This is a genomic window from Streptomyces sp. NPDC092370 (genome assembly GCF_044755265.1).
In the GTDB taxonomy this organism is placed as follows: Bacteria; Actinomycetota; Actinomycetes; order Streptomycetales; family Streptomycetaceae; genus Streptomyces.
The window spans coordinates 575107-593975 of the sequence record NZ_JBIVQO010000002.1 but is presented as its reverse complement, the minus strand read 5'-3'; the positions used below and the strand labels follow the sequence as shown (position 1 = coordinate 593975).

The window sequence follows — 18869 nt, the reverse complement described above, 5'->3', positions numbered from 1 at the left end:
TCTCCGGCCTCGGGCAGACCCCGGGGCCACTCGCCCCACCTGCTCGAAGGCTACGACCCGCCACTGACAACCGCGCCGGTCACCGCCCCGCCGCCCTACTGCCGGTACCCGCCGAGGAACCGCCCGATCCGGCCGATCGCCGCCTCCAGGTCGTCCGCGTGCGGCAGGGTCAGGATGCGGAAGTGGTCCGGGGCCGGCCAGTTGAAGCCCGTGCCCTGGACCACCTGGATCTTCTCCCGCAGCAGCAGGTCCAGGACGAACCGCTCGTCGTCGTGGATCCTGTGTACCTTGGGGTCGAGCCGCGGGAAGGCGTACAGCGCGCCCTTGGGCTTCACGCAGGTCACGCCGGGGATCTCGTTGAGCATCCGCCACGCCACGTCCCGCTGCTCCAGCAGCCGCCCGCCGGGTGTGGTCAGCTCGCGGATGGACTGCCGGCCGCCGAGCGCGGCCTGGATGGCGTACTGGGCGGGCGCGTTGGCGCACAACCGCATGGAGGCCAGCATGGTGAGGCCCTCCAGGTAGTCCTTCGCGTGCTGCCTCGGGCCCGTGACCACCAGCCAGCCGGAACGGAAGCCCGCCACGCGGTAGGTCTTGGACAGGCCGCAGAAGGTGAGGACCACCAGGTCGGGGGCGAGCGCGGCGGCCGAGTGGTGCACGGCGTCGTCGTAGAGGATCTGGTCGTAGATCTCGTCGGCGAAGACCATGAGGCCGTGCCGCCGGGCGAGGTCGAGGATGCCCTCGACGATCTCCTTCGGGTAGACCGCGCCGGTCGGGTTGTTCGGATTGATGATCACGACCGCCTTGGTGCGGTCGGTGATCTTCGACGCCATGTCGTCGAGGTCGGGGTACCAGTCGGCCTGCTCGTCGCACAGGTAGTGGACCGCCTTTCCGCCCGCGAGGGTCGTCACCGCCGTCCAGAGGGGGAAGTCCGGGGCGGGGACGAGGACTTCGTCGCCGTCCTCGACGAGTGCCTGCACGGCCATCGACACCAGCTCGGAGACGCCGTTTCCGAGGAAGACGTCGTCGACGCCGACCTCCAGGCCGAGGGTCTGGTAGCGCTGGGCCACGGCCCGGCGGGCGGAGAGGATGCCGCGCGAGTCGGTGTAGCCGTGCGCCTGCGGCAGCATCCGGATCATGTCCTGGAGGATCTCCTCCGGCGCCTCGAACCCGAAGAGCGCGGGATTGCCGGTGTTCAGGCGCAGCACGCTGTGGCCCGCCTCCTCCAGCGCGTTGGCGTGCTCTATCACCGGGCCGCGGATCTCGTAACAGACCTCGCTCAGCTTGCTCGACTGCCGGAACTCCATGCGCTGTTTCCCCTCTGGCGACTGGTGCTGCTTGGTTTTACCAAGTAGGCGCTTGGAAAGTCCAACAAGTTGTCTAGACTGCGTCGCATGCCACCTCGCCGAAGCTACGACCAGTACTGCTCCGCCGCCCGTGCCCTCGACCTGGTCGGCGACCGCTGGACCCTGCTGATCGTCCGGGAGCTCCTCGCCGGTCCCCGCCGCTACACCGACCTGCACGCGGATCTGCCCGGCGTCAGCACGGACGTACTCGCCTCACGGCTGAAGGACATGGAGCGCGACGGTCTCGCGACCCGGCGCCGGCTGCCGCCGCCCGGCGCGGCGTACGTGTACGAAGTCACGCCGCGCGGGAGGGAGTTGCTTCCCGTGTTGCAGGCGCTGGGGGAGTGGGGCCAGGCGGGGCTCGGGGAGCGCCGGCCGACGGACGCGGTGCGGGCGCACTGGTTCGCCCTGCCCCTGCTGCGCCTGCTGGAGGGGCAGGGTCTCGTCGAAGTCCGCCTGGAAGAAGGCCTGTTCCATCTGTACGCCGGTGCCGAGGAGGGGCCCGTGTACGGCGACGGGCCTGCACCCGGTGAGCCGGACACGCGCCTGGTCCTGGACACCGTCACGTGCACGGCCGTCGCCCGCGGTGAGCTGAGCCTCGGCCACGCCGTGCGGGAGGGCCGGGTGGCGGTGAGCGGCGACGGCGCCGTCGCCAAGGCACTGCGCGCGGCATGACAGAAGGCCCGCCGGCGGCGGGCCTTCTGAAGGTCGATCAGGCAACGGCCGGTCGGACGAAGGTGGATCAGGCAACGGCCGGTCGGATCAGGTGGATCAGGCAAGGGCCGGTCGGACGAAGGTGGATCAGGCAAGGGCCGGTCGGACGAAGGTCGGTCGGGTGAGGGGTCGTCAGGCGCCCGGCGGTATCCGGGACGGCCGCCCCGTCCCGCGCGTCAGCGCGTACCCGCCGACGCCCGCCAGCGCGGCCAGGATCCCGCCGGCCGCGGTCCACACCCATCGGTCCGACCACCAGCCGGACGCCCAGCCGTCCTCGGGTTCCAGACCGGCCAGCACCGCCGCGTCCTCCGGCTCCTCCTCGGGCTTCGTGGCGACCCCCGGCACCAGCGGCTCGGCGAGCGAGCCGTCCACCGCCGCGGAGCCGCCGATGTCCTTGGAGTCCACCCGCACCTCGCTGCCGACCGGGAGACCGAGGTCGGCGGTGGCGACACCGGTGGCCGTCAGCCGGATGTAGTACGTGCCCGGCAGCGGGTCGTTCGCCCACGGCTCCGACCAGGCGCGGACCGTGCGCAGGACGCAGGCCAGCTCGACCGAGGACGTGCCCGCCGCCGCCGTGCGCGTCTGCGCCCCGTACCGGCAGGCCTGACGGCGGCGCAGACCGTCGTAGACGTCGATCTGCCAGGTCTGGGAGCCGTGGGTCTGCGGCAGCTTCACCCTCGCCTCGACCGTGGGACGCTGTCCGGTGTCGGCGGGGAACGACCAGTACAGGTAGTCCCCCGTGGAGCCGCTAGCCGTGGCCGACTGCCCCTGCTCGATCTCCGTCGCCGTACGGAACGACGTACCGGCCCGCGTGGGGGCCGGAGTGCCGTCCTGCGACGGGCTCGGCGAGGCGTCGGCCGCCGCCGGGGCGGCCGCCACCGTGAGGGTCAGCAACGCCGCGCTCAACGCTTGTACCGTTCTCATCAGTTGGTCCTCCAGACCGCGACCCGCCAGCGCGACAGCCAGCCCCAGACGAGACCGGCGAGGAAGCCGGCGAGGATCAGCACACCGAGCAGCCACCAGCCGCGGCCGAGACCGAAGGCGGCCACATCGCCCGCCGGGCTCGGGCCGTCCACGACGTCCACCGTCAGCTCCAGCGGCAGACCGGGGGTGGCCTTCACGCCCGAGGCCGCCGAGAAGGAGTGCGAGACGCCGAGGCAGACCGTCTCGGCGGGAGCGTCCTCGTCGTCGCTCTCCGCCTTCGGGTAACGCAGACCCGTCGAGATCGCGTCCGTACGGCCGTTGCCCGCCGCCTCGCCGCGCACGATCTCGCGGCCCTTCGACGTCACGGCCCGCAGCAGAACGCCGTAACCGGGGTTCACCGCCCGGTCCGCTGCGACGCTCACGGAGGCGCGCAGCTCCTGGCCCGGCCGCACGTCCACCCGGTACCAGCGCTGCTGCCCGAACTCCTCGCGATCGGTGTACAGGCCCGACTTCAGCGTCGGCGCCCCGGGGCACCGGTCGGCACCCTCCGCCGGCACCGGCGTCACCACCGGATCGGCCGCCCGGTCCACCAATTGGTTGACACGGTCGGTGAGTTCGTCCTGGTGCTCGACCGACGTGTAGGTGCCGCCGGTGGCCTCGGCGATGCAGCTCAGCTGCCGGCTCAGCTTGGCGGTCGGCACCAGGCCCAGCGTGTCGATGGTCAGGCCGATGCCCTTGGCCGCGATCTCGCGGGCCACCTCGCACGGGTCGAGCGGGGCGCAGGTGTCCTCGCCGTCGCTGATCAGCACGATGCGCTTGGAACCGTTGCCGCCGTCCAGGTCGCCGGCCGCCTTCAGCAGGGCCGGGCCGATCGGCGTCCAGCCCGTCGGGCTGAGCGTGGCGACGGCCGCCTTGGCCTCCGTGCGGTCGAGCGGACCGACCGGGTAGAGCTGCGCGGTGTCCTTGCAGCCCGTCTTCCGGTCGTCCCCCGGATAGTTCGCGCCGAGGGTGCGGATGCCGAGTTCGACCTCCTCGGGCGTCGCGTCGAGCACCTCGTTGAACGCCTGCTTCGCGGCGGCCATCCGCGACTGGCCGTCGATGTCCCGGGCCCGCATCGAGCCGCTGACATCGAGGACGAGGTCGACCTTGGGGGCGTCCTGGCCCGTGGGTTCACCGGCGGCCGCCCCGGCCGGGAAGGCGAGCCCGGCCGTCAGCGCGGCGAGCAGGGCACAGACCCCTGCCGCCAGCCGTGTTCTTGTGATCATCGCCGGATCCTATTGATCACCCCGCTCCGGCTCCAAAACAATGGTCAGCGCAGTGGATTGGGCAGTTCCGCCCACTGGTCGCCGGGCGTGCGGGGCGAGAGGCGCATCAGCGTCAGCGCCTTCGTGGGCAGGGGATCCTCGCACAGCGCCGCGAGATCGGGGGTGTGCGGCAGGTCCCGTACGGCCGTCTCCAGGGCCGATCCCAGCGCCGGCCCCGATCCGGCCGTGCCGGCCAGCGCACCCGCCACGAGCGAGCCGAACAGCTTGCGGCGGAGGGTGCGTTCGTCGTCCGTGACCATCCGGGCGGGCAGCTCGGGCACCGCGATGCCGTGCCGGGCGAGGCGGGCCGGGCTGACGCGGATGTCGGCCAGGTCGCGGTACACGAGCCGCACGGGATCGCCCGCCGCCGAGAGGATCACCAGGAGGTTCTGGCCGTGCGCCTCCAGGGCCACGCCCAGCTCCAGCAGCCGCAGCCCGGTCCCGAGGACGAGTCGTGCGAAACCGGCCAGCCAGGCGGGGGAGTGGGGGAGGCCGGTGGTGGCGAGCGCCGCCACGGGCAGGACCCGCTCGCCGCTGCCCGCGTACGTCTGCGGCGACTCCCGCAGGACGGCCGCGAAGGCGGGGGAGCCGGCCGCCGCCGCGCCCAGAGTGCGGGTGACGTGCAGCAGGCCGTCCGTGCGTGCCGCCGGTGTCCCGGCGAAGTCCGACAGGACCGCCGACGCGGCGACCGAGGGCAGGGAGATGTCCCGCACCGACGACGTCAGCCGGGCGCTCAGCGAGGTCTTCACGTGCGGCCCGCCGGGCAGGGCGAGCGTCCGCAGGGACATCAGCGGATGGGCGGGGCGCCGCTCCTCGTACGTCCGCTTCAGCACATGCGCCGCCTGCCAGGGATGCACCGGCAGCACCACCCGCCCCCCGTCCCGCAGCTCGCCCGGCCACACACCCGTCACCAGGCACTCCTCCGCCGGGACCGGCACCAGCCCGAGCTCCACGACCCGCCGGTGCTCGGGCCCGTAGGCGAGCTGCTCCGCCACCGAGAAACCGGGCCGGGACCGGCACGTCGGGTGGAACGGATGCCCGTCGACGATCCGCTGCTCCCACTGCCAGTCGCTGTCCGGCCAGCCGTCCCCGTCACCCTCCTGCCCCGCCCGCGACAGCGCCAACGAGGCCACGCTGTGCCCGAGTTCGGCGGCGAAGGAAGCGGAGTGCGGTACGGAGAGGTGCGTCATCAGCCGCGCCGGATCCTCGTACGCCGTCCCCTCGAGCCGTACGGCGGTGACGTGGGCGCCGGTCGCGTACGGGTCCGGCCGGGGGCCGTGCAGCCGGCGACCGTCCGGCAGGAACAGCGTCAGCCCGTCCCCGCCCGGCTCCCTGCGGGTGATCCAGGGCAGCGGATCATGGGCGAGACCGCGCCACAGCCGGGACAGCACGGCCGCCCGGGCGCCGGGCAGTTCGGCCTCGTACCGCGGCAGCAGGCCGGGCCGTACGACGGACAGCTCGTCGGCGACCTCGGTCTCGGCGGTGGGGGGACGGTGCACGGGCGGGCTCCTCGGGTACGAATAGGGGCGTCACAGCGGAATGGCGACGACCGACATACTGATCATCTCCGCCCGGAACGCTGGAAGGACCGTAGGGACGAGTGGAACGCGTGGACCTCATGCCCCCGCCCGCCGACGACGACTCGGCCCACGGCGACGACCCGGCCGACGAGGCCCTCGCCGACGCATATGCCGCCGTGCCCCTGTTGAACTGCCTGCTGCGGGAGGTGGCCCGGCCGGAGCGCCGGGAGGGGGGACACCGCGTGTACCGGCTGCCCGGCGGGGACCGCCTGCTGCGGGTGCGCGGGACGCGGCGGCCCGCCGAACCGGAGGTGTGGGGGGCGGGCGCCTGGCACCGCCTCGGCCACACCGAGCTGGTCAAGCTCGTCGCCGAGGAACTGCGCCGGTACACCGGGCTGTCCAACCACGAACTGCCCGCCGAGATGATCGACAGCCGCGACGCCGTGGCCGCCCTGCTCGCGGCCCGGGCCCGGGCCGCCCCGCCCGGCGACCTCTACCTGCGCTCCGAGCAGTCCCTCCTCACCGGGCACACCCACCATCCCGCCCCCAAGGCGCGCGGCGGCGGCCCCGCCGCCGGCTGGCTGCCGTACGCGCCCGAGGCGTACGCCCGCTTCCCGGTGGCCCTGCTCGGCCTGCGCGAGGACGTCGTCGTCGAGGAGGGCGACACCTCCGCCCTCGACGCCCTCGGCACGGCCCCACCCGGCTACCGCCTGCTCCCGGCCCACCCCTGGCAGCTGGACCTGGCCGGTCCGGAGCTCGCGGCCGCCTTCGCCGACGGCAGGCTGGTCCGGCTCGGCACGACCGCCTTCGACACCTGGCCCACGGCCGCGATCCGCACCCTCTACACGCCCGAGCACGACCTCTTCCTGAAGTTCAGCCTGGACGTGCGCATCACCAACGACATCCGCCGCCTGTGGCGTCACGACCTGCTCGCCCTGCGCCGGACCGACGCGGCCGTCCGCTCCGCCTTCGAGACGTTCGACGGGCCCCCGGCATGGCTCGGCGACCGCGGATACCGCACCGCCGGCTTCGCCTTCGAAGCCCTGGCGGTCGTCGTCCGCGACGGCTTCGGCGGCCGCCTCCTGCCCGGCGCGACCCCGCTGCTCGCCGCCGGCCTCGTCGAGGGCTTCGACGGCAGTCCGCTCGACCGTGCCCCCGACCCCGGGGCCTGGTGGGCGGCGTACCTGGCCCAGGTGGTGCCCCCGGCCCTGACGGCGTTCGCCGAACACGGTGTCGTCATCGAAGCCCACCTCCAGAACACCCTGGTCGCGGTGGGCGCCGACGGCCTGCCCGTGCAGGCGCTGTACCGGGACGCCGAGGGCGTGAAGCTGCTGCCGGACGTGTCGCGGCAGGCCGGCTGGGAGCGGCTCGTGTACTGCCTGGTCGTCAACCACCTCCTGGAGATCGCCGGCGCCCTCGTCGAACGCCACCCTGGCTTCGACCCCTGGCCCGCCGCGCGCAGCGAACTCGCCCGTCACGACCTCCCCGAGATCCCCGCGCTGCTCACCTCGTCGACCCTGCCCGCCAAGACCAACCTGCTGCTGCGCTGGACAGGCGCGGACGGCGCCGACGCCCGCTACCGGCCGCTGCCCAACCCCCTGGAAGGGACCTGACCCGCGGGGCCCGGGCGCGCGCGTGACATGATCAATCACCATGCGCAGAGAGGGAGGGTGCGACATGTCCGCGACGCCGGACGCGGGAGGCAGGGTCGTCTGCCGCATCGTCGTCTGCCGGGACTGCTGCTGCGGCAGCCGCAAGATCAAAGGCGTCGATCACGCCGCCCAGATCGAGCGCCTGCGCGAGGCGGCACCGGTGCGCGTCTCCGACTGCCTCGACGTCTGCGACCAGGCCAACGTCATCGTCGTCCAGCCGTCCGCCGCGGGCCGGGCCGCCGGAGGCCGGCCGGTGTGGCTGGGCCTGGTCAACGACCCGGCGGCCACCGAGGACGTCGTCTCCTGGGTCCGGGAGGGCGGCCCCGGGGTCGCGCCGGTGCCCGACATCCTCGGCCTGTACGTCTTCAGCCCCCTCACGCGGCGAGGCGCCGGCTCCTCATGACCCGGTCGCCGGCACGCACAGCACCGGCACGCTCGACAGGTGCAGCAGCTTGTGCGGGGTCGAGCCCAGCAGCGCTCCGCGTACCGGGCTCTCACCCCACGTGCCCACCACGATGACCCTGGCCTCGTGGCGGGCCGCCGCGTCGAGGAGCGCCTGCGCGGGCCGCTCGTCGACGAGCTCCACCGAGGTCCGCACACCGGCCTCGTCGGCCACCCGGACCGCACGAGCGAGCGCGGTGCTGCCCGCCTCGCGGACCGCCTGGTGATGGGCGCCGTACTCCTCGCCCGTGACGCCGGGGGCGGCGACGCCGTAGACGATCACCAGCGGTTCGTCGTACGCCGCCGCCACCTCGATGGCGACACGCAGTGCGCTCAGGGCGCCCGGGGACTCGTCGAAGCCGAGGACCACCGACATCTTCAGGACTCCTTGCCGTCGACGAGGTGCGGGTCGACCACGCTCGGGTGTTCCGACCAGAAGGCGGGCGCCCTCAGCCGCCGCACGGTCATGAGGACGACGCCCGCGACGAGAATGCCGATCCCGATGACCAGCGGCGGTCCGAGCCCGAGCCAGGAGACGCCGCTGTAGGAGTTCTCGGGGTCGGACATGTCGGCCACGGATTCCACCAGCAGCCACGCCAGCAGCCCCGCGCCGACCAGCGGGCCGAGACCGATCAGGAAGAAGTTGCGGGCGCTGCGGGTCAGTTGGCGGCGGTAGTAGACCGCGCAGGCCAGCCCCGTGAGCGCGTAGTAGAAGGCGATCAGCAGGGACAGCGCGGTGAGGGAGTCGAAGAGGGCGTTCTCACTGACGTGGTAGAGGACGAGGTACCAGGCGATGGCGATGCCGGCGACCCACCAGGTGCTCACGTCGGGGGTGCGAAAGCGCGGGTGGATGCGGCCGAAGTGCGCGGGCAGGGCGTGCCGGCGTGCCATGGACAGGCCCGTGCGCGACGCCGGGATGATCGTCGTCTGCGTGGAGGCGAGCGCGGACGTCGAGACCGCCAGCAGTACGACCCAGTCCCAGCCGCCCATGGCCTCCTCGGCGAGCAGGGCGAAGATGAACTCCTCCTCCGCCGCGTTCTCGGCGAGATAGTCCGGGCCGGCGTAGGCCACGACCGCGAAGGCGACCGCGAGGTAGGTCACCAGCAGCAGCACCGTCGACCAGACGGCCGCCTTGCCCGGGGCGGTGGCCGAGTCCTCGACCTCCTCGGTGAGGTTGACCGCGGACTCCCACCCCCAGTAGATGAACACGCCCAGCAGCAGGGCCGCGGTCAGTGACGCCCCGCCGGCCCCGAAGGGATAGAGCCAGCCGAACTGCGGATCGATGGCGTCGAGGGTGCCGGTGCCGGCGTAGACGCGGTGGAGCGCCACCACGGCGAAGGCGAGCAGGCAGACGACCTGCGCCAGGATGAGGACGTTCTGCACCTTGGCCGACACCTCGGTGCCGATCACGCAGACGGCCGTCATCACCAGGATGAGCAGCACCGTCAGCACCTGGCGCACCGCGTCGTTCCCGGCCCAGCCGTCCAGGCCCACCGCGAGCAGGAAGAACGTCACGGCGACGTCCGCGAGCGACCCGACGACCAGGACGCCGGTCATCGTGATGGCCCAGCCGCCGAGCCAGCCCGCCCACGGCCCCAGGGCGCGGGTGACCCAGGAGAACGTCGTGCCGCAGTCCTGGTCGACCTTGTTCAGGTAGTAGAACGCCGAGGCGATCAGCAGCATGGGCACGAACGACGCGAGCATCACCCCGGGGGCGTGGATGCCCACCAACGCCACGACCGGGCCGATGACCGCCGCCACGGAGTACGCGGGGGAGGTCGCGTTGAGGCCGATGACCAGCGCGTCGACGAACCCGATCGCATCGGGCTTCAGGCTCGCCTGCGAGGGCGGACCCGGGTCCGTGATGTCCTTGGCCATGCTCCTCGCTCCCTGTGGGTGTGGATCCATACAACAGGGAGTCACGGGGCGTTTTACTTATTGATGCCCTTTTTGGGTGTCATGTCGAGCTCCGGCTCCGCACCAGCAGCCGCAGGAAGTACGGCGTGCCGATCACCGCCGTCATCAGGCCGAAGCCCCGACTGGGCGGGTGCGATGACGTGCGTCCGAGCACGTCGGCCGTGCAGGCGAGCGCGGCGCCCGGCAGGACGGCGACCGGCACGACCGTACGTGCCACCGGCCCACGAGGGCACCGGGCCGGTGCGGCGCCACCAGGCCCACGAAGCCGAACGTGCCGGCCGAGGCGACGGGCGGTCGCGGCGAGCAGCACCCCCACCACCAGCAACCCCGGCGGTGCGCCGGACGACCGCGACGACCAGGCCCAGCGCCGGCACGAGCGCGACGGCAGGACGTCCGCCGTGGTCCGCCCCTACGTCGCACCGGATAGCCAGGTCAGCGCCTTTGTGGCGTTGAACGGGTCGGTGAGCACGATGAGCAGGCTGATCAGGGCCGTGGAACCGGCGGCCATGCCGATGCCGACCAGGACCAGCCGGTTCTGCCGGTAGCCGCCCCGGGCGGACAACCCGAAGACGACGGAGGCCGGTGCGGCACCCGCGAGGGCTGTCGTCCGGGCCGGACCCCGACTCCGGGCCCGGCGTCCGGCCGTTCAGTCGCCGGTGGTCTTGTCCATCAGCGCGCCGTACGCCAACTGCAGCGTGTCCGCCCCGGCCAGGGCGGCGAGTGTGCCCATGGCCGTGCGGGTCGCCCGAGGCCAGAGCAGCTGGCCGGCGGTCAGGGTCGAGGCGACCCAGACACTCATGCAGAACGGGCACGTCGCGAGTTCGCCGACGGTGTGCTTGCCCTGCTCGGGCTGAGCCTCCTCCTGCAGCTCGGCGGGACCCTGGGGCCCGACGTACCGGGTGAAGGGTGCCCGCAGGGGACTGGTCACCGCCGCTTTGCTGAGCAGCCGGCTGAGCCGGAACGTGGCCACCGACGTCAGGGCCACGTCCCACGGCTCGGGCCGCTCGGGCACCGGGCGACCGCTGCGCCGTACCACCGTGGTCCAGACCGCCGTGTACGCGGCGAAGCCCGCCATGGCCGCGAGGTAGCCGCCCAGAGGACGGTCGTGCCCGGCCTCGTAGGCGCGGCCGGTGCGCCGGAGCGCGCCGTGCACCCGGCGCGCGATGCCGTTGTCAGCGATGGCCGCCATGCCCATGGGTCGCCCCCGTTCCTGTGATGTCGCTCTTCTCGGCCGGTTTCCGTCCGTCCCCCGAGGCTTTCCCGCCGTTCTGATGGCGCAGGCGCACGTCGACCTGGCCGCCGGTGATCCGTGTCTCGAAGGAGGGCTGGGGTGCGGTGGCCGGTCCGCGTACGTTCCAGCCGTCGGAGAGCCGGAAGACGCTGCCGTGCCACGGGCACCGCACGCACCCGTCGGCGACGGTGCCCTCGGACAGCGGTCCCGCGAGGTGGCTGCACCGCTCGGCCAGCGCGTGGATCGCCCCGCCGGTCTCGCGCACCACCAGCACCGGCACGTCGGCGACGCTGCGTCGCACCGGCTCACCGGCCGGGAACTCGTCGACGGTTCCGATCCGGTGCCAGCCCGCGGAGACGACGTTCGGGACCTCTTCGGCGTGGTTGGCGCCGGAGGCCTGCCGGTAGGCGAGGTGGCCTCCCAGCATGCCGCCGAGCCCGACCGCGGTCAGTCCCAGGAAGCCGTACGTCCGGCCCGCCCCCTCGCGTCCCTTGGTCCGGCAGGCGAGCGAGGCGGCGTACAGACCCACGGCCGCCGTGTTGGACAGGGCGTGCACCAGTCCGATCCGCTGCTGGCGGGGGTGCAGCTCCGCCCAGTCCACCCAGCCGGCGACGGCCGCGGGGGCCGCCGCACCCAGTCCGACCCCGATCAGCAGCCGCGATTCGCGGGAGCGGCCGGGGCGCAGGTCCAGGACCGCCGCCGACAACCAGCTTCCTATCGGCACCTGCACCAACAGCGGGTGCACCGGGTGTCCCAGCCACCTGCCGTGCAGCAGGTCCCGGCCCCGCCCCAGGGGCAGGGCCCGCACGCCCTTGCGGAGCGTGTCGATGACCGCGTCGGCCCTGCGTTCGTGTTCCAGGCGGTCCAGGAACCACAGGACCCGGTTCTGCCGCATCAGGCGGCGTCGTGGGGTTGGGCTCATGTTCGGCCGGGTCCCCACGGGCACCGACGGCAAACGGCACGGCGGTGCCGAAGAGGAGGGCGGTCGAGCCGTCGTCCTCCCGACCCGCCGCGCGGGCCGGCGGCGAGTACGGCTCGAACACCGGACCGGGGCCCTTCGCCGTCGGTCACGCCTGGTTACCATGGCCCCTTCGGACCCTGCCCTCCGTGGAGCCCTGGAGCATGCTGAGAGAGGTCACCGCGACCCGCTACGTCGAGCCCCTGCGGTCCGGCGGCTCCGTCCCCGGGGTCGTCGAGGCCGACGACCTCGGCACCTACGTCGTGAAATTCACCGGCTCCGCACAGGGCCGCAAGGCGCTCGTCGCCGAGGTGGTCGTGGGGGAGCTGGCCCGGGCCCTCGGGCTGCGCTTCCCCGAGCTGGTCCTGGTGCACTTCGATCCGGCGATCGCGGAGCACGAACCGCACCAGGAGGTGCGGGGCCTGCACACGGCCAGCGCGGGCCTCAACCTCGGTATGGACCACCTGCCGGGCGCCCGGGACTTCACCCCGGAGATCGCCCGGGTCTTCCCCGTCGATCCCCTGGAGGCGGGGAGGATCGTCTGGCTCGACGCCCTGACCGTGAACGTCGACCGCACGGTGCACAGTTCCAACCTGATGGTGTGGCCCACCCTCGGCGTGGCACCCCCGCGCCTGTGGCTGATCGACCACGGCGCCGCCCTGGTCTTCCACCACCGCTGGGACGCGACCGACCCGCGAAAGGCCTACGACTTCCGGCACCACGCCCTCGGCCACTACGGGCCCGACGTCCGGGCCGCCGACGCCGAGCTGGCTCCCCGCGTCACCGAGGAACTGCTGCGGCGGATCCTCGCGGAGGTCCCGGACGCCTGGCTCGCCGGCGAGCCGGGCTTCGCCACCGCGGACGAGCTGCGCGAGGCGTACGTGACGTACCTGCACGCGCGCGTGCGCGCCTCCGGAGCGTGGCTGCCGACCGACTTCCCCACCAGGGAGGAGCTCGCCGCCGAGGAGGCCCTGCGGGCGGCGAGGAACCAGCAAGGACGCCCCGCGTGGCTCAGGCAGGTGCCCGATCTGCACGGCAAGCCCGCGGCCGAGCAGGATTGGTCGGTGCACCTCGGATGAGTGGCCGTGTCGAGATCGAGTACTGCACGCAATGCCGCTGGCTGCCGCGCGCGGCCTGGCTGGCGCAGGAACTGCTCACGACCTTCGAGGCGGAGCTGACGGAACTGGCCCTGAAGCCGGGCACGGGCGGGGTGTTCGTCGTCCGCGTGGGCGACAAGGTCGTCTGGGACCGGCGCGTGCAGGGCTTCCCGGAGCCGACGGCCGTGAAGAAGGCCGTACGCGACCGAGTGGCCCCGGGCAAGACCCTGGGCCACTCGGAACGCTAGCGCTCGGCCGCGCGGTCAGCCCTTGAGCTGCTCGTACGCCGGGAGCGTCAGGAAGTCGGCGTAGTCCTCGTCGAGGGACACCTTCAGCAGCAGGTCGTGCGCCTGCTGCCAGTTGCCGGCCGCGAAGGCCTCCGCGCCGATCTCCGCCTTGATGCTCGCGAGTTCCCCGGCGGCGACCTTGCGGGCCAGCTCGGCGGTGACCTGCTCGCCGTTGTCGAGGACGACCTCCGCGTTGATCCACTGCCAGATCTGGGAGCGGGAGATCTCGGCGGTGGCCGCGTCCTCCATCAGGTTGAAGATGGCGACCGCGCCGAGTCCGCGCAGCCACGCCTCGATGTAGCGGATGCCCACCTGCACGGCGTTGACCAGACCCGCGTACGTCGGCTTGGCGTCCAGCGAGTCGACGGCGATGAGGTCGGCGGCCTTGACGTCGACGTCCTCGCGCAGCCGGTCCTTCTGGTGCGGCTTGTCGCCGAGGACCTTGTCGAAGGACTCCATGGCGATCGGCACCAGGTCGGGGTGGGCGACCCAGGAGCCGTCGAAACCGTCGTTCGCCTCGCGGTCCTTGTCGGCGCGGACCTTCTCGAAGGCGACCTTGTTGACCTCGGCGTCCCGGCGGGAGGGGATGAAAGCCGCCATGCCGCCGATGGCGTGCGCGCCGCGCTTGTGACAGGTCCGCACGAGCAGTTCGGTGTACGCGCGCATGAACGGGGCCGTCATCGTCACGGCGTTGCGGTCCGGCAGGACGAACTTGGCGCCGCCGTCACGGAAGTTCTTGACGATGGAGAACAGGTAGTCCCAGCGGCCGGCGTTCAGCCCGGAGGCGTGGTCGCGCAGCTCGTAGAGGATCTCCTCCATCTCGTACGCGGCGGTGATCGTCTCGATGAGGACGGTCGCGCGGACCGTGCCGTGCGGGATGCCGCAGTACTCCTGCGCGAAGACGAACACCTCGTTCCACAGGCGCGCCTCCAGGTGGGACTCGGTCTTGGGGAGGTAGAAGTACGGGCCCTTGCCGAGGTCCAGCAGGCGCTGGGCGTTGTGGAAGAAGTACAGGCCGAAGTCGACGAGGGCGCCGGGCACCGGGGTGCCGTCGGCGTCGACGAGGTGACGCTCGTTCAGGTGCCAGCCGCGCGGGCGCATGACGACCGTGGCGAGTTCCTCGTCCGCTTTCAGGGAGTACGACTTGCCGGACCTCGGGTCGGTGAAGTCGATGTTCCGGGTGTAGGCGTCGCTCAGGTTGACCTGCCCCAGGACCACGTTCTCCCAGGTGGGCGCCGAGGCGTCCTCGAAGTCCGCGAGCCACACCCTGGCGCCCGAGTTGAGGGCGTTGACGGTCATCTTGCGGTCGGTGGGGCCGGTGATCTCCACCCGGCGGTCGTTCAGGGCGTCCGGGGCCGGGGCGACCTTCCAGGAGTCGTCGGCGCGGATGGCGGCGGTCTCCGGGAGGAAGTCGAGGGTGCAGGTGCGGGCGATCTCGGCACGGCGCTCGGCGCGGCGGGCCAGGAGCTCGTCACGCCGGGGCGTGAACCGCCGGTGCAGCTCGGCGACGAAGGCGAGCGCCGCTTCGGTGAGGACCTCCTCCTGCCGGGGCAGGGGGTCGGCGTCGACGATGGCCAGCGGGGACGGCGCTGGAGCGGACATGAACGGTCACTTCCTTCAGCGAGCTGTGAAGACGATCCGGCGTGCTCGGCACCGGGTGCCAGTCTTCCCGGATACGGCGTTCGGCGCCCGGGGAGCCGTCGGGCGCTTCTGAACAGTGGATACTAGTTTCCTCATGGTGGAAGTTCAATCATCTGTTGACGTCGAGATTCTCTAGGCCGAGGCAAGGTGGCGCTCCGTGCCACCCCGCTCACTCCAGGTGGCTCAGATCGGCTTCGGTGTCGATGTCGAAGGGCCGGGCGACGTCCCCGCACTCGACGAGGACGATCGCCTCCTGGTGCTCCTTCAGGTAGGCGCGTGCCCCCCGGTCGCCGGTCGCCCTCGCGGCGATGCCCGACCAGTGAGCGGCACCGAACAGCACCGGATGACCCCGCACGCCGTCGTACGCGGCCGACGCGAGGGACGCCTCACCCTCGTACGCCGCGAGCACCCGGGCCACCGCCTGCGGTCCGATGCCGGGCTGGTCGACGAGCGACACCAGCACGGCCCGGGCGCCCGTGCCGGCGAGTGAGCCGAGCCCGGCGCGCAGCGATGTCCCCATGCCCTGCTCCCAGTCGGGGTTGCCGACCAGGACGCAGCCCGGCAGGAAGGCGCGTGCGCGCACGTCGTCGGCCTGTGCGCCGAGTACCACGTGGACGGTCGCGCAGCCGCCCTCCCGCAGGACCCGCACCGCGTGCTCCACGAGCGGCCGTCCCCGGTGGGGGAGCAGTGCCTTGGGCCGTCCGCCGAGCCGCCGCCCGCCCCCGGCGGCGAGCAGCAGTCCCGCTACCGCCGGCGCCCCGCCCGTCGTCTGCCGTGTCGTCATGACCCCTGCATACCGCACGTCCCGCACGCGGGTGCGACGACGCGGGGTGTGCGTCGGACAGGTGTGCGCCTCGGGCCAGAAAGTCACTCAGCGAAACAAGTCGATGACGCAATGGACTGGCGCCCGGTGGCCCGCGTCGTTTACTGTCCCCGCACCGACCGGCCGGGGCGCCCGGCCGCTGCCCGGTGCGGGGGACTTCGTGCCGGAAGGGCACGCGCACGGCGAGGTGCGAGGGGGAGGACTGTGTTGCGGAGCGTGGAGCAGAAGCGGCAGGGGTCTGTGACGGGCGGCGATGAGGACCCGCGCGTGACGGAGCTGTCCTGCGCCGTGTCCCGGTTGCGCCGCCGACTGGCCGCACATCCCGGCGAGTTCGCCGACCGGAGCATCGCCGAGGAGGAGCTGGCTGCTCTGGCCGCCCTGGCCGCGGACGGCCGCCCCGAGATCCCCCGGATGCGCCGCTCCCTGCTGCTGATCGCGGGCGCCATCGGCTCGGTAAGCGCGCTCTCGACGGAACTGGCGGAGGTCCGGCGGGCGGTGGATCTCTTCGGAGGGCCGATGCGGGGCCAGGGCTAGGGGGGCGCTCGCCGCCCCGGGCCCACCGGCGCCCCTCACGGGCACCGGCCGCCTCGCCGCCGGGAAACGGCTCCGCGAGGCCGGAGCCTCGCGGTCTGCCGCCGTTACGCGGGGTTCTGGCTGGCGAGCGCCACGGAGAGCTCCCCGGCGATCTGCTGGAGCACCGGCACGATCTTGTCCGTCGCCGCCTCCGTGACCCGGCCCGCCGGGCCGGAGATGGAGATGGCCGCGGCGGTGGGGGAGTCGGGCACCGGGACCGCGAGGCAACGGACCCCGATCTCCTGCTCGTTGTCGTCGACGGCGTAGCCCTGGCGGCGCACGTCCTCCAGCGCCGCGAGGAACCCGTCGGCCGTCGTGATCGTCTTCTCCGTCGCGGCGGGCATGCCCGTACGGGACAGCAGGGCGCGCACCTCCTCCGGCGGGAAGCCGGCGAGCAGGGCCTTGCCCACGCCCGTGGAGTGCGGCAGCACGCGTCGGCCGACCTCCGTGAACATGCGCATCGAGTGCTTCGAGGGCACCTGCGCCACGTAGACGATCTCGTCCCCGTCCAGCAGTGCCATGTTCGCCGTCTCGCCGGTCTCCTCGACCAGCCGGGCGAGGTACGGCCGTGCCCAGGTGCCCAGCAGCCGGGAGGCCGACTCGCCGAGGCGGATCAGGCGCGGGCCGAGCGCGTACCGCCGGTTGGGCTGCTGACGTACGTACCCGCAGGCCACCAGTGTGCGCATCAGCCGGTGGATGGTCGGCAGGGGCAGCCCGCTGCTCGCGGACAGCTCACTCAGGCCGACCTCGCCGCCCGCGTCCGCCATCCGCTCGAGCAGGTCGAAGGCGCGCTCCAGGGACTGGACGCCGCCGTTGGTGGAGGACCGGGCGGAGTCGGTGGTGCTGGCGCTGGACGTCGGCACGGCGCGTTCCTTTCGGGGCGGGCGGGAAGGGCAGAAGCCTACCCGGCACTCGGTTGACTCCCCGCTGGGGACGTAACTACGTTCTGCTTGCCGGAAGTTTAATTCCGCTTCATGGAAACGTCCAGAGGTGTTCGCGCGAAGGGCGCCGCGGTCCAGTGTGCCCTTGACGACAGGGGAGAGGGAGTGAAGACTCCTTCAACAGAAAGTTGAATTCCGTTACGCGGAAGTAAGGGGTTCGGGTGTCCGACGCTGAACTGGTGCTGCGCTCGACGCGCGTCATCACTCCCGAGGGAACGCGCGCCGCGTCCGTGGCGGTGGCCGGCGGCAGGATCACGGCCGTCCTCCCGCACGACGCGCCCGTACCGCAGGGCGCCCGCCTGAAGGACCTGGGCGACCACGTGCTGCTGCCCGGCCTCGTCGACACGCACGTGCACGTCAACGACCCCGGTCGCACCGAGTGGGAGGGCTTCTGGACGGCCACCCGCGCCGCGGCGGCCGGTGGCATCACGACCCTCGTCGACATGCCCCTCAACTCCCTCCCGCCGACCACGACCCTCCCGCACCTGCGCACCAAGCAGCAGGTGGCCGCCGACAAGGCGCACATCGACGTCGGTTTCTGGGGCGGCGCCCTGCCCGACAACGTCAAGGAGCTCCGCCCGCTGCACGAAGCGGGCGTGTTCGGCTTCAAGGCGTTCCTGTCGCCGTCCGGCGTGGAGGAGTTCCCGCACCTGGAGCGGGAGTCCCTCGCCCGCACCATGGCCGAGATCGCCGCCTTCGACGGGCTGTTCATCGTGCACGCCGAGGACCCCCGTCTCCTCGCCTCCGCCCCGCAGCGGTCCGGCCCCAGGTACGCCGACTTCCTCGCCTCCCGCCCCCGGGACGCCGAGGACACCGCCATCGCCCACCTCATCCGTGAGGCGAAGGCCCTCCGCGCGCGCGTGCACGTCCTGCACCTGTCCTCCGGCGACGCCCTGCCGATGATCGCCGAAGCACGGGCGGAGGGCGTCCGCATCACCGTGGAGACCTGCCCCCACTACCTGACCCTCACCGCCGAGGAAGTCCCCGACGGCGCCAGCGAGTTCAAGTGCTGCCCGCCCATCCGCGAGGCCGCCAACCAGGACCTGCTCTGGCAGGCACTCGCCGACGGCACCATCGACTGCGTCGTCACCGACCACTCCCCGTCCACGGCCGACCTGAAGACCGACGACTTCGCGACGGCCTGGGGCGGCATCTCCGGACTCCAGCTGAGCCTGGCGGCCGTGTGGACCGAGGCACGCAAGCGGGGGCACGGCCTGGAGGACGTGGTCCGCTGGATGTCGACGCGCACATCCGAACTCGTCGGGCTCGACGACCGCAAGGGCGCCATCGCGGTGGGCCGCGACGCCGACTTCGCCGTCCTCGCCCCCGACGAGACCTTCACCGTCGACCCGGCGGCCCTCCAGCACCGCAACCACGTCACCGCGTACGCGGGCAGGACCCTGCACGGCGTCGTGAAGTCCACCTGGCTGCGCGGACAGCTGATCGTCGCGGACGGCGCGTTCACCGAGCCGAAGGGGCAGCTCCTCACCCGGACCCACTGAA

18 protein-coding genes and 1 pseudogene are annotated in these 18869 nt (G+C 72.7%); 7 read left to right on the top strand and 12 right to left on the bottom strand.

Annotated elements, in window-relative coordinates:
• Positions 1-95 precede the first annotated feature (95 nt).
• The gene (locus ACIQHQ_RS09290) at positions 96-1304 is read right to left on the bottom strand and encodes a pyridoxal phosphate-dependent aminotransferase (protein WP_402611139.1); all 1209 of its coding nucleotides are present in this window, start codon (positions 1302-1304) and stop codon (positions 96-98) included.
• A gap of 87 nt (positions 1305-1391) precedes the next feature.
• Here ACIQHQ_RS09290 and ACIQHQ_RS09285 point away from each other — a divergent pair, with 87 nt between their 5' ends.
• Entirely contained in the window at positions 1392-2018 is a 627-nt protein-coding gene (locus ACIQHQ_RS09285) for a winged helix-turn-helix transcriptional regulator (RefSeq protein ID WP_402611138.1), read from the top strand.
• A gap of 171 nt (positions 2019-2189) precedes the next feature.
• On the opposite strand, the gene ACIQHQ_RS09280 is transcribed toward ACIQHQ_RS09285, so the two are convergent.
• The 3 genes from ACIQHQ_RS09280 to ACIQHQ_RS09270 are packed head-to-tail and all read right to left on the bottom strand — an operon-like array spanning position 2190 to position 5784.
• Complete coding sequence (locus ACIQHQ_RS09280) at positions 2190-2981, bottom strand: hypothetical protein (protein ID WP_402611137.1); 792 nt, start codon at positions 2979-2981, stop codon at positions 2190-2192.
• Positions 2981-4246 carry a VWA domain-containing protein gene (locus ACIQHQ_RS09275; RefSeq protein ID WP_402611136.1) on the bottom strand — a complete coding sequence of 422 codons (1266 nt, stop codon included), beginning with the start codon at positions 4244-4246 and terminating at the stop codon, positions 2981-2983. Before ACIQHQ_RS09275 ends, ACIQHQ_RS09280 begins: the two co-directional genes overlap by 1 nt.
• 44 nt (positions 4247-4290) lie before the next feature.
• Entirely contained in the window at positions 4291-5784 is a 1494-nt protein-coding gene (locus tag ACIQHQ_RS09270) for an IucA/IucC family protein (protein ID WP_402611135.1), read from the bottom strand.
• A gap of 101 nt (positions 5785-5885) precedes the next feature.
• On the opposite strand from ACIQHQ_RS09270, the gene ACIQHQ_RS09265 reads away from it, so the two are divergent.
• A complete protein-coding gene (locus tag ACIQHQ_RS09265) occupies positions 5886-7418 on the top strand; it encodes an IucA/IucC family protein (protein ID WP_402611133.1) in 1533 nt (510 codons plus the stop codon).
• A gap of 64 nt (positions 7419-7482) precedes the next feature.
• On the top strand, positions 7483-7860 hold the full coding sequence (locus ACIQHQ_RS09260; protein WP_402611132.1) for a (2Fe-2S) ferredoxin domain-containing protein: 378 nt from the start codon (positions 7483-7485) through the stop codon (positions 7858-7860).
• On the opposite strand, the gene ACIQHQ_RS09255 is transcribed toward ACIQHQ_RS09260, so the two are convergent.
• The 5 genes and pseudogenes from ACIQHQ_RS09255 to ACIQHQ_RS09235 form a co-directional block, all read right to left on the bottom strand.
• A complete protein-coding gene (locus ACIQHQ_RS09255; protein ID WP_402611131.1) occupies positions 7855-8274 on the bottom strand; it encodes a universal stress protein in 420 nt (139 codons plus the stop codon). The two genes, ACIQHQ_RS09260 and ACIQHQ_RS09255, sit on opposite strands and share 6 nt — an antisense overlap.
• A gap of 2 nt (positions 8275-8276) precedes the next feature.
• Positions 8277-9776, bottom strand: coding sequence for an APC family permease (locus tag ACIQHQ_RS09250; RefSeq protein ID WP_402611130.1), 1500 nt, complete (start codon positions 9774-9776; stop codon positions 8277-8279).
• A 79-nt stretch (positions 9777-9855) separates the two neighbouring features.
• Positions 9856-10416 (bottom strand): annotated as a pseudogene (locus tag ACIQHQ_RS09245) (iron chelate uptake ABC transporter family permease subunit); the annotation flags it as partial.
• A gap of 45 nt (positions 10417-10461) precedes the next feature.
• The gene (locus ACIQHQ_RS09240) at positions 10462-11004 is read right to left on the bottom strand and encodes a DUF1360 domain-containing protein (RefSeq protein ID WP_402611129.1); all 543 of its coding nucleotides are present in this window, start codon (positions 11002-11004) and stop codon (positions 10462-10464) included.
• Complete coding sequence (locus tag ACIQHQ_RS09235; RefSeq protein ID WP_402611128.1) at positions 10988-11968, bottom strand: Rieske 2Fe-2S domain-containing protein; 981 nt, start codon at positions 11966-11968, stop codon at positions 10988-10990. The genes ACIQHQ_RS09240 and ACIQHQ_RS09235 overlap by 17 nt, the downstream gene beginning before the upstream one ends.
• A 200-nt stretch (positions 11969-12168) precedes the next feature.
• On the opposite strand from ACIQHQ_RS09235, the gene ACIQHQ_RS09230 reads away from it, so the two are divergent.
• Both ACIQHQ_RS09230 and ACIQHQ_RS09225 read left to right on the top strand, forming a co-directional pair.
• Positions 12169-13083 carry a HipA family kinase gene (locus ACIQHQ_RS09230; protein ID WP_402611127.1) on the top strand — a complete coding sequence of 305 codons (915 nt, stop codon included), beginning with the start codon at positions 12169-12171 and terminating at the stop codon, positions 13081-13083.
• A complete protein-coding gene (locus ACIQHQ_RS09225) occupies positions 13080-13349 on the top strand; it encodes a SelT/SelW/SelH family protein (protein ID WP_402611126.1) in 270 nt (89 codons plus the stop codon). The genes ACIQHQ_RS09230 and ACIQHQ_RS09225 overlap by 4 nt, the downstream gene beginning before the upstream one ends.
• Positions 13350-13364: 15 nt before the next feature.
• Here ACIQHQ_RS09225 and aceB read toward each other — a convergent pair whose 3' ends face one another.
• Positions 13365-14990 carry a malate synthase A gene (gene aceB / locus ACIQHQ_RS09220; protein ID WP_402611125.1) on the bottom strand — a complete coding sequence of 542 codons (1626 nt, stop codon included), beginning with the start codon at positions 14988-14990 and terminating at the stop codon, positions 13365-13367.
• A gap of 208 nt (positions 14991-15198) precedes the next feature.
• Positions 15199-15813 (bottom strand): NTP transferase domain-containing protein, encoded by a 615-nt coding sequence (locus ACIQHQ_RS09215; protein ID WP_402611123.1) that lies wholly within the window; start codon positions 15811-15813, stop codon positions 15199-15201.
• Between the two features lie 243 nt (positions 15814-16056).
• Here ACIQHQ_RS09215 and ACIQHQ_RS09210 point away from each other — a divergent pair, with 243 nt between their 5' ends.
• Positions 16057-16386, top strand: a complete 330-nt coding sequence (locus tag ACIQHQ_RS09210; protein ID WP_402611122.1) for a DUF5955 family protein — start codon at positions 16057-16059, stop codon at positions 16384-16386.
• Positions 16387-16490: 104 nt separating this feature from the next.
• Here ACIQHQ_RS09210 and ACIQHQ_RS09205 read toward each other — a convergent pair whose 3' ends face one another.
• Positions 16491-17288 (bottom strand): IclR family transcriptional regulator, encoded by a 798-nt coding sequence (locus tag ACIQHQ_RS09205; protein WP_402611121.1) that lies wholly within the window; start codon positions 17286-17288, stop codon positions 16491-16493.
• A 239-nt stretch (positions 17289-17527) separates the two neighbouring features.
• On the opposite strand from ACIQHQ_RS09205, the gene allB reads away from it, so the two are divergent.
• Entirely contained in the window at positions 17528-18868 is a 1341-nt protein-coding gene (gene allB, locus ACIQHQ_RS09200) for an allantoinase AllB (RefSeq protein WP_402611120.1), read from the top strand.
• Position 18869: the final 1 nt, after the last annotated feature.

What these genes read in the sequence shown, in the direction of transcription:
- ACIQHQ_RS09290 (WP_402611139.1), bottom strand. Translation starts at nt 1,304, where the DNA reads ATGGAGTTCCGGCAGTCGAGCAAGCTGAGCGAGGTCTGTTACGAGATC.
- ACIQHQ_RS09285 (WP_402611138.1), top strand. Translation starts at nt 1,392, where the DNA reads ATGCCACCTCGCCGAAGCTACGACCAGTACTGCTCCGCCGCCCGTGCC.
- ACIQHQ_RS09280 (WP_402611137.1), bottom strand. Translation starts at nt 2,981, where the DNA reads ATGAGAACGGTACAAGCGTTGAGCGCGGCGTTGCTGACCCTCACGGTG.
- ACIQHQ_RS09275 (WP_402611136.1), bottom strand. Translation starts at nt 4,246, where the DNA reads ATGATCACAAGAACACGGCTGGCGGCAGGGGTCTGTGCCCTGCTCGCC.
- ACIQHQ_RS09260 (WP_402611132.1), top strand. Translation starts at nt 7,483, where the DNA reads ATGTCCGCGACGCCGGACGCGGGAGGCAGGGTCGTCTGCCGCATCGTC.
- ACIQHQ_RS09255 (WP_402611131.1), bottom strand. Translation starts at nt 8,274, where the DNA reads ATGTCGGTGGTCCTCGGCTTCGACGAGTCCCCGGGCGCCCTGAGCGCA.
- ACIQHQ_RS09250 (WP_402611130.1), bottom strand. Translation starts at nt 9,776, where the DNA reads ATGGCCAAGGACATCACGGACCCGGGTCCGCCCTCGCAGGCGAGCCTG.
- ACIQHQ_RS09240 (WP_402611129.1), bottom strand. Translation starts at nt 11,004, where the DNA reads ATGGCGGCCATCGCTGACAACGGCATCGCGCGCCGGGTGCACGGCGCG.
- ACIQHQ_RS09235 (WP_402611128.1), bottom strand. Translation starts at nt 11,968, where the DNA reads ATGAGCCCAACCCCACGACGCCGCCTGATGCGGCAGAACCGGGTCCTG.
- ACIQHQ_RS09230 (WP_402611127.1), top strand. Translation starts at nt 12,169, where the DNA reads ATGCTGAGAGAGGTCACCGCGACCCGCTACGTCGAGCCCCTGCGGTCC.
- ACIQHQ_RS09225 (WP_402611126.1), top strand. Translation starts at nt 13,080, where the DNA reads ATGAGTGGCCGTGTCGAGATCGAGTACTGCACGCAATGCCGCTGGCTG.
- aceB (WP_402611125.1), bottom strand. Translation starts at nt 14,990, where the DNA reads ATGTCCGCTCCAGCGCCGTCCCCGCTGGCCATCGTCGACGCCGACCCC.
- ACIQHQ_RS09215 (WP_402611123.1), bottom strand. Translation starts at nt 15,813, where the DNA reads ATGACGACACGGCAGACGACGGGCGGGGCGCCGGCGGTAGCGGGACTG.